Genomic DNA, 7,604 nt, shown 5'->3' on the forward strand with positions numbered 1-7,604 from the left:
GCGATGAATAATGATTCATTGATACACACCAACCTCTATTTAATGGTTAAATATTAAGCGCGACAACTAGTCTGACAGAGAGGGATAAGCTGTAACTAGCCTTAATGACTATTACAGCTTTACAATGTTTTTAAAAATTAAAATATTTATTTAAGAAAAGCTAAAAAGCCTCGTTCATAGCGGCTCAAGCACTTTGTTTTACGCGGTAATTTTAAGCTTTCTCTAAACTGCTGCTGAGCTTCATTATCTTCTTTACATAACTCAATGAGGTTTGGATGAATATATGAATTACGCGCAATTGCTGGGGTATTTCCTAAATTACTCGAAACAACATCTAGCAGCTCTTTAAGATCAACCTTACCATTTGCTTTGTACAGCGTCTCAAACGCTAATACACTGGCTCGCCAAGTTCTAAAGTGCTTTGCACTAAATTGCTCCCCCATAACACGCTGAATAAAATTATTTACCTCTCGTGATGTCACATCCGTGCGTTGAGAGCCATCAACATACTGAAATAAGATCTGTCCAGGTAAATCTTGTAGATCTTCGATAATAGAACTTAATATTTTGTCGGTTATATTTACCTCTCTGACCTTTCCTGACTTCGCTTTATACTTTAAGCGAATTCTTTTTCCCGTTAGCTTTACATGTCGATTACGCAATGTTGTTGCACCAAAGCTATTATTCTTGTTGGCATTTTTTTTCGAACCAATACGCAGGGCCCCTAGATCCATTAATCTAATAACAGCGGCTAAAGTACGTTCGTAATCGAGTTCATTCCCCTGTAGGCACTCCGCCAGCTTTGCTCTTAATAGCGTAAGCTTATTGCCAAATAATGCACATGCTTCAAACTTTTTAAGCTCTTGTTGCTCCCTAAACTCGGGATGGTATAGGTACTGTTTTCTTCCTTTTGTGTCGTACCCTGTTGCTAGAATATGCCCATTTTCCTCAGGGCAAAGCCATACATCTTTATAAGCAGGTGGAAATGCCAAGGTATTTAACCTAGTGATTTCTTGTTTTATCGTTATTTTGTTACCTGCTGGATCATAATAAATCCAGCTTTTATCATCTCGCTTTCGGGTTATTCCCGGCAAGTTATCATCAACGTAAATTAACTTCATTTCAGCCCTTCAAACATGTAAAAACCGCGTAAGTAATAAAAAGCTAATATCCACGAACCTATTTAAATCCTACTGCTGCAAATAATAATGACTGTCCAACGTATTAATAAACTTATCTGTAGATATATTTTTGAACTCTTCCTAGAACAATACGATACCCATTAATAAACATTTCTTACTACGTTCTATAACTAAATTACGCACAATTAATTTAAGAAAAAATTAATGAGAAAAGAAGCAAAAATAAGTGATTATAAAAGTATAAAGTGAGCAATTTAATACCTATAACTTTTAGCCTAATTTAAGTAACAAAGTTGCTATTCTTATGTAATAACTCCTATATTAGATATATAAACACAGGAGGAAACGATGATAAAAGCACAAACCCCTCAAAATGAAGAATCAAGACTACAAGACTTGTATGAGTATGAGATCTTAGATACTGAAGCCGAAAAAGTATTTGATGATTTAACTCAACTTGCTTCTGATATTTGTGAAACGCCCATATCGCTTATTAGTTTAGTCGATCCAGAAAGGCAGTGGTTTAAATCAAAATATGGCATAGAGGTAGATGAGACTGAGAGGGATATTGCATTTTGCTCTCATACAATACTTCAAGATCAAGTATTCGAAATTCAAGACGCACTACTTGACGAGCGTTTTCACGATAATCCTCTCGTTATGGGTGAGCCAAACATACGATTTTATGCAGGAACGCCACTGGTTACTCCAAAAGGCAGCACAATTGGGACCTTGTGTGTTATCAGTGACAAGCCAAAAAAACTAAACGCCAGACAAGTTAACGCCTTAACTATACTTGGCAAAGAAGTAATTGCACAACTTGAACTAAGAGCAAACAATAAAAAACTTACTGCATCACTTGAAAAACAAAAATTATATAATAAAAAACTAGAAGAACTAAAAAAAGAAGCCGATATAGCGAATACTTTAAAAGGCCAATTTTTGGCTAATATGTCACACGAGCTCAGAACTCCCCTACATGGAATTTTGAATTTAGCTGAATTTGGACTAACTGAGCTTACCAGCATAGAGAAAGACAACGCTTTAAAAAGTATATTAAATTCTGCAAATTTATTATCAAGTATTGTTAATGATATTTTAGACTTTTCAAAAATTGAAGCTGGCAAATTGGATATTGAAAATATTAATTTTAACCTCCATGAAATTATTAACGATGCGGCTCAATCTCTTAAAAAACAAGCAAGTGATAAAGGTATTAAGTTTGTTTTAACTGTAGATGAAAATGTCGCTGTTACCTTAAAAGGTGATCCTATTCGGATCTCTCAAATTTTAAATAATCTATGCTCAAATGCAATTAAATTTACCAAACAAGGTTTGGTAAATTTAAAAGTTTGTGTGAAAAAAAACTCAATAAATACACAAGATATTTTATTTGAAGTTATTGATACAGGAATTGGCATTAGCAAAACCGCACAGCGTAATTTGTTTCAAGAATTTCATCAAGCCGATGCATCAACCTCAAGAAGGTACGGCGGCACTGGCCTTGGCTTAGCAATCTGTGCAAAATTAAGTAGCTTAATGAATGGCAAAATTAATTTTACAAGCCAAGAAGGAGAAGGCTCTGTATTTAGCTATCAACAAAATTTTGAAGTTTCTCAAGCATGTGAAATCATAAAACAGAAAAAAGAAATAACAGATTTACAGGGCTGTACGGTGTTAGTCGCAGAGGATAATAAAGTAAATCAAATTATAGTCAGTAAAATGCTACAAGCTCACAATGCTAATATAGTGATCACCGAAAATGGTAAAGAGTGTGTTGACTATTTTTTCGCTAATTCTGTTGATTTAATTTTCATGGATATTCAAATGCCAGAAATGGATGGAGTAGAAGCGACTAAATTAATCAGATCTAAGCAAACAAACACAGTAACCCCTATTATCGCGATGACCGCCAATACAATGAAGCAAGATATTGAGCATTATCTAGACATTGGCATGGATGGTTATTTAATGAAACCATTTGATAAAGAAAAGCTCAATAGTCTTCTCAATGTATATAACCAAAAAAAAATTACTCTCAAAAATTTAGCAGTTAAAATAAGTGATCCTAATATTTCAAGTCAATTAAAGCTAAACCAAACCTGTAGAGAATTAAAAAGACTCATCCCAAATGCTAATAGAGTCAGTCTTTGGCTATTTAATAACGACTATACGGCAATAAATTGTTTAATGTGCCTTGATGAAAATGATGAGGTAATTCTGGACATGGTTTTAAAGGCTCAGGACTTTCCTGCGTACTTTAACTATATTTTAAGCAACCAAGTACTTGATGCTTCTGATGCAAAAAATAATGAAATAACAAAAGATTTCACTAAAGTATACTTTGAACCCTGTAATGTGTGTTCCTTACTTGATTATATTTTCTTTATCGACAAAAGGCCATTAGGTGTTGTTTGCTGCGAAAGTGTTGGCTCAAAAGTATCATGGACCCATACAGATAAAGAGTCACTTATTAAAATAGCTGATGTAACAACCTTATTTTTATCCAAGCAGCTTAAACTTTTATAAGACTTGTCTATAGCCTGCTTCACCCCAATAAACATAGCGATATAAGGATTGCAAAGATGACTAATCAAGCAACCTATTTTAAATCTTAATAAGCTTTATAAAAAAGCGCATAAACTCGCTTAACTCACCACTTAAAAAGATAGCTTTCGTAAGCGACATTTACAATAAAGCTGCGCTAACCTCAATCCCATAATACGGCAGTTTAGAGCATTACAAAGGCCCGAGCTTAAACTAGGAAAAATCAAAGCGAAGCTATGTCGTGTAATAAAGTGAAATATGTTTATTCCTACTTTGCTGCTACATTTATTTACTCTGCTGATACTTTTTCAGCCCAATTAGTGAGCTTTGTTAAAATTATTTTTAACAGGTGCTTTGTTATATACAGTAGTTAATGTATCTAAAGGATATAAATATGAACTATTCACTTCACCCTTCTGTTGGTGTGGCTAGACTTGGCAATAGCGAAGGCCAATTTTATTTAGCACCGGATAAAATAGGTGGTTTACCCTTTGAAGCCGATGAATGGGGCAATAAAATCGATAGCCCAGTAAGCAACTTTAAGGATTCCAAAGGACAGATCCGAAGACAAGGCCAGCCGTTTAAAATTATTGACGAAGACAATAACGAGCTCACTTTAACAAATGATAATGTAAAAGCGATCACATGGACTGTGCACATTGCGAATAAAAAAGCGGCTTGGTACGAATTCAATGAATTACAAGGTAATCTACTGTTAGGAGATGATAATAGCTACCATAGTCGCGGCACGCCTTTGCGTAATGCAGCTGAGACCAATCGCCACAGCTTAATTATTGATCCAGGACCAAGAACAATATTCGGCGCAAACGCCAAAGCAACCTTTGATAAAACAGGTGCCCCCAATAACTACCCCGTCAGCTTTCCACCACCCCCCTGCCAAGGGACTGAAATTAAATCTTTGGGGGATATATTAACTGATAATGAAGGCCGTTTAATTGTAATTGGTGGCTACGGTAGTGCAGGCGGTAATGAACCACTAGAGTCATACGGTGGTGCTGATACTTGGCATGATGATACGGCCGATGGCACGGTCTATTGCACCATCACCTTTAACGACGGTAAAGAATTAAAACTATCAGCATGGATAATTATAGGATCGCCCGATTTTGCACCAGAAATTGTAAACATTTCTAATTTGAGTGACACTATGTTTGACGTTGCAATTCGAGAGCAAAACCTATGTTCAGAGATGTATAGCAACGGAGAATTTCAACCGTCTTATCAAGCTAACTATTATCGTGATATTGAACCAATAGTTCAGCGTATTAGCCGCTACCAGTGGGTTTCTAACGTTCAATCAATGTCGGCATTCGTGTCAAATATTTTTGACTTTAAAGATAACTCACAAGAGAACAAAGCCAATAGGCAAGCATACTTTAAATATTTCAGAAGGCCGGTCGATCTAGCAACAGTACAACAAACACCACCTTTTGAACAAACCAATCAACAGCTGTTTGAACATGGAGCTGAAGGCCATCTGCCATTAATGCCGATGAATTCAGGCAGTAACTCTGTCAGTAATGCCGAAGATAATATTGTCGATAAGTTTCTAACCTTAACTCAGACTCAATATTTCTTATTAAGCCAATGGGCCAGTGGGAATTTCTCAAATGAAAAACCACCCTCAACCACATCAGCACTAGATAGTTTTGGTGTATTTCAAGCTGACCAAGGCAGTGCTGGTAATTGTGTTGGTTTGCCAATGTGTCCAGGTATTGAAGTCACTTGGAGTTTACAAAATCCGGTAGTTTACGCGGCACCTTATGTTATTAAAGATCAAAGTATGGGCCATGGTTTCCCAAGCGGCTTAACCCCTTCTCGTGATGAATGTGAAGGTGGTGGGTGCCAGCCTGGTGATTTAACCAAACGCATGGCCTGTCCATGGCAGGCTGACTTTTTCAATTGTACGGTTCAAAATGTTAACTTCACTGAGCCAACAATTAATAAAGTCAATGAAGGGACAGAAGAAAACCCGCATATGGTGCCCCTCGTACCTAGTTATTACAGTTACTGGTGGCCACCACAAAGCCCATGGGATGTACTAACAAATCAGTTAGATGATCAATCAGCTACCCATTTACCAGCAGGCCAACAAGTGAACTATGCACGGGGTATTAATAGTTTTGTGCAAATGGTGGAAAATTGGTCTGCACTTGGCTTTATTCGTAATCAAAACGCTCAAGAACCTAATTTCCCGTTCTTTACTGAGACTGAGCGTAACCACCAATTATTCGCTTATAAAGACGTCCCCGTATCTGATATTACCGGAAATCTACAAGATAATGGAACAGATATCCCTGTTTTTTACATTCCAGAAGATGTTAAAAGCCATCTCTCATCTGGCTGCTCTAAAGCAAAAGCATTGCTTAAAGGACTAGAAGAGAAAATGTCTAAACCCATTACGGCGAAACCAGCAGGCAGATCCGTACCACGCAGCGGTACTCGTACAAGACGGTAATTAAGATGATTAATGCACACGAATGTGATGTGCTGGTTGTTGGTGCAGGCCCCAGTGGGGCCTGCACAGCATTAAACTTGCTCAATCACACAGACTTATCAGTAACATTAATAGAAGGGTCTGATCTACAACGACTTCGAATTGGTGAAAGCGTCTCCGCAAGCATTTTTTCGGTATTGGATTATTTGCAAGTCCCAAAATCTAGCTTTGCTCCTAATTGTTTTACTCCCACACAAGGCAATAGTGCATTTTGGGGCAGTGATAAGTCTGCCAATCGGCACGCTATTTTTGCGCCAGATCGAGCAACTTTTCAAGTTAATCGAGAGATATTTGATTTAACACTGCTTGAAAATGTACTAAGCCGTGGCGGCATTGTATTTCCAAGAACTAAAAGCAAAACAGTGACGCAATTAAAAGATGACCGTTACCTTGTTGAAGTTAGTCATCCTGAACGGGGCAAGTTTGAAATAGTTTGTAAATACCTAGTGGATGCTTCTGGACGAAATTCGTCGCTGAGTAAATCTTTAGGTGCATCGGTTACGCAATACGACCGACTAACTGGAGTTGGAGCTTTTTATAAAACAGATACCACATTACTTGAGCAAATTCAGCTTATCGAAAGTGACGAGTTTGGCTGGTGGTATAGTGCAGCCCTATCCGATCGCATTCTTGTTGTTACCTATTTTAGTGACTTCGAGTTAATTTCAAAGATGAAATTAAACCGAAAACAACAATGGCAAAACCACCTCGAAAAGAGTGAGTATATGTCTAGAAGAATAGAAGGTTTACACTTTATTGATGATAACCTATGGATCAGACCTGCGGGAACACACTTTAACCATTTTACGCATATAAAAAACTACTTACCTGTTGGTGATGCTGCCTGTGCTTTTGATCCTATTTCATCAATGGGCCTTGGTTTTGCTATGACCTCAGGTTGCCAGGTGGCAACCATCATAGGCAACTCAACTAGCACTAATGGCTTTAATACAAACAGTCAAACATATCAGCAAGATCTAGCTCGCCAATTTGAGCAATACTTAAATTTAAAGCTGCAGTTTTACAACAAAGAGCAGCGCTGGAGCGATGTATCATTTTGGGCTAAACGGCAGCAACTATAAATCAAGTGACTTAGACAATAACTTAAGAGCGGCTGTCGCTGGCCGCTTTTCTGCAGCATAAATGCCAAACATGCGTACCCTTTAGGTTATTTCAGAGGCGACTAACTCTTTGTTGCATTCACGGATGTAGGTAAGGGGCGTGAGCAGGACCCCGAAGCTTTGCTCGGTTTTTACTTATTCTTACAGGGATGTAAGCCATTAGAGTAACGCAGGAGCAGTTACCGAGCCCACTAGGTTACAAACCTCGCGCCGCGATTAAATCGCCCCTAGATTGAATGAATTTTAATCCACAAAGGCCAACACGCCCTTGCCCGT

General features: G+C 37.7%; 4 protein-coding genes. 3 read left to right on the plus strand and 1 reads right to left on the minus strand.

Annotation, left to right across the window (positions count from 1 at the left end):
• Window positions 1–146: 146 nt before the first annotated feature.
• The gene (locus CWB66_RS10355; protein WP_138585324.1) at window positions 147–1,121 is read right to left on the minus strand and encodes a DNA topoisomerase IB; all 975 of its coding nucleotides are present in this window, start codon (window positions 1,119–1,121) and stop codon (window positions 147–149) included.
• A 369-nt stretch (window positions 1,122–1,490) separates the two neighbouring features.
• Between CWB66_RS10355 and CWB66_RS10360 the strand changes: the two genes are divergently transcribed.
• From CWB66_RS10360 to lodB, 3 genes are all read left to right on the plus strand, one after another.
• Window positions 1,491–3,671 (plus strand): GAF domain-containing hybrid sensor histidine kinase/response regulator, encoded by a 2,181-nt coding sequence (locus CWB66_RS10360; protein ID WP_138585325.1) that lies wholly within the window; start codon window positions 1,491–1,493, stop codon window positions 3,669–3,671.
• 412 nt (window positions 3,672–4,083) lie between these two features.
• A complete protein-coding gene (gene lodA / locus CWB66_RS10365; protein WP_138585326.1) occupies window positions 4,084–6,168 on the plus strand; it encodes a CTQ-dependent lysine 6-oxidase LodA in 2,085 nt (694 codons plus the stop codon).
• A gap of 5 nt (window positions 6,169–6,173) precedes the next feature.
• Entirely contained in the window at window positions 6,174–7,289 is a 1,116-nt protein-coding gene (gene lodB, locus CWB66_RS10370; RefSeq protein WP_138585327.1) for a lysine-epsilon-oxidase maturase LodB, read from the plus strand.
• Window positions 7,290–7,604: the final 315 nt, after the last annotated feature.

The sequence above is a fragment of the Pseudoalteromonas sp. S558 genome, assembly GCF_005886635.1.
GTDB lineage: Bacteria > Pseudomonadota > Gammaproteobacteria > Enterobacterales > Alteromonadaceae > Pseudoalteromonas > Pseudoalteromonas aliena.

Excerpts from the sequence above, each read along its gene's own strand:
- CWB66_RS10355 (WP_138585324.1), bottom strand. The coding sequence starts at position 1,121 with ATGAAGTTAATTTACGTTGATGATAACTTGCCGGGAATAACCCGAAAG.
- CWB66_RS10360 (WP_138585325.1), top strand. The coding sequence starts at position 1,491 with ATGATAAAAGCACAAACCCCTCAAAATGAAGAATCAAGACTACAAGAC.
- lodA (WP_138585326.1), top strand. The coding sequence starts at position 4,084 with ATGAACTATTCACTTCACCCTTCTGTTGGTGTGGCTAGACTTGGCAAT.
- lodB (WP_138585327.1), top strand. The coding sequence starts at position 6,174 with ATGATTAATGCACACGAATGTGATGTGCTGGTTGTTGGTGCAGGCCCC.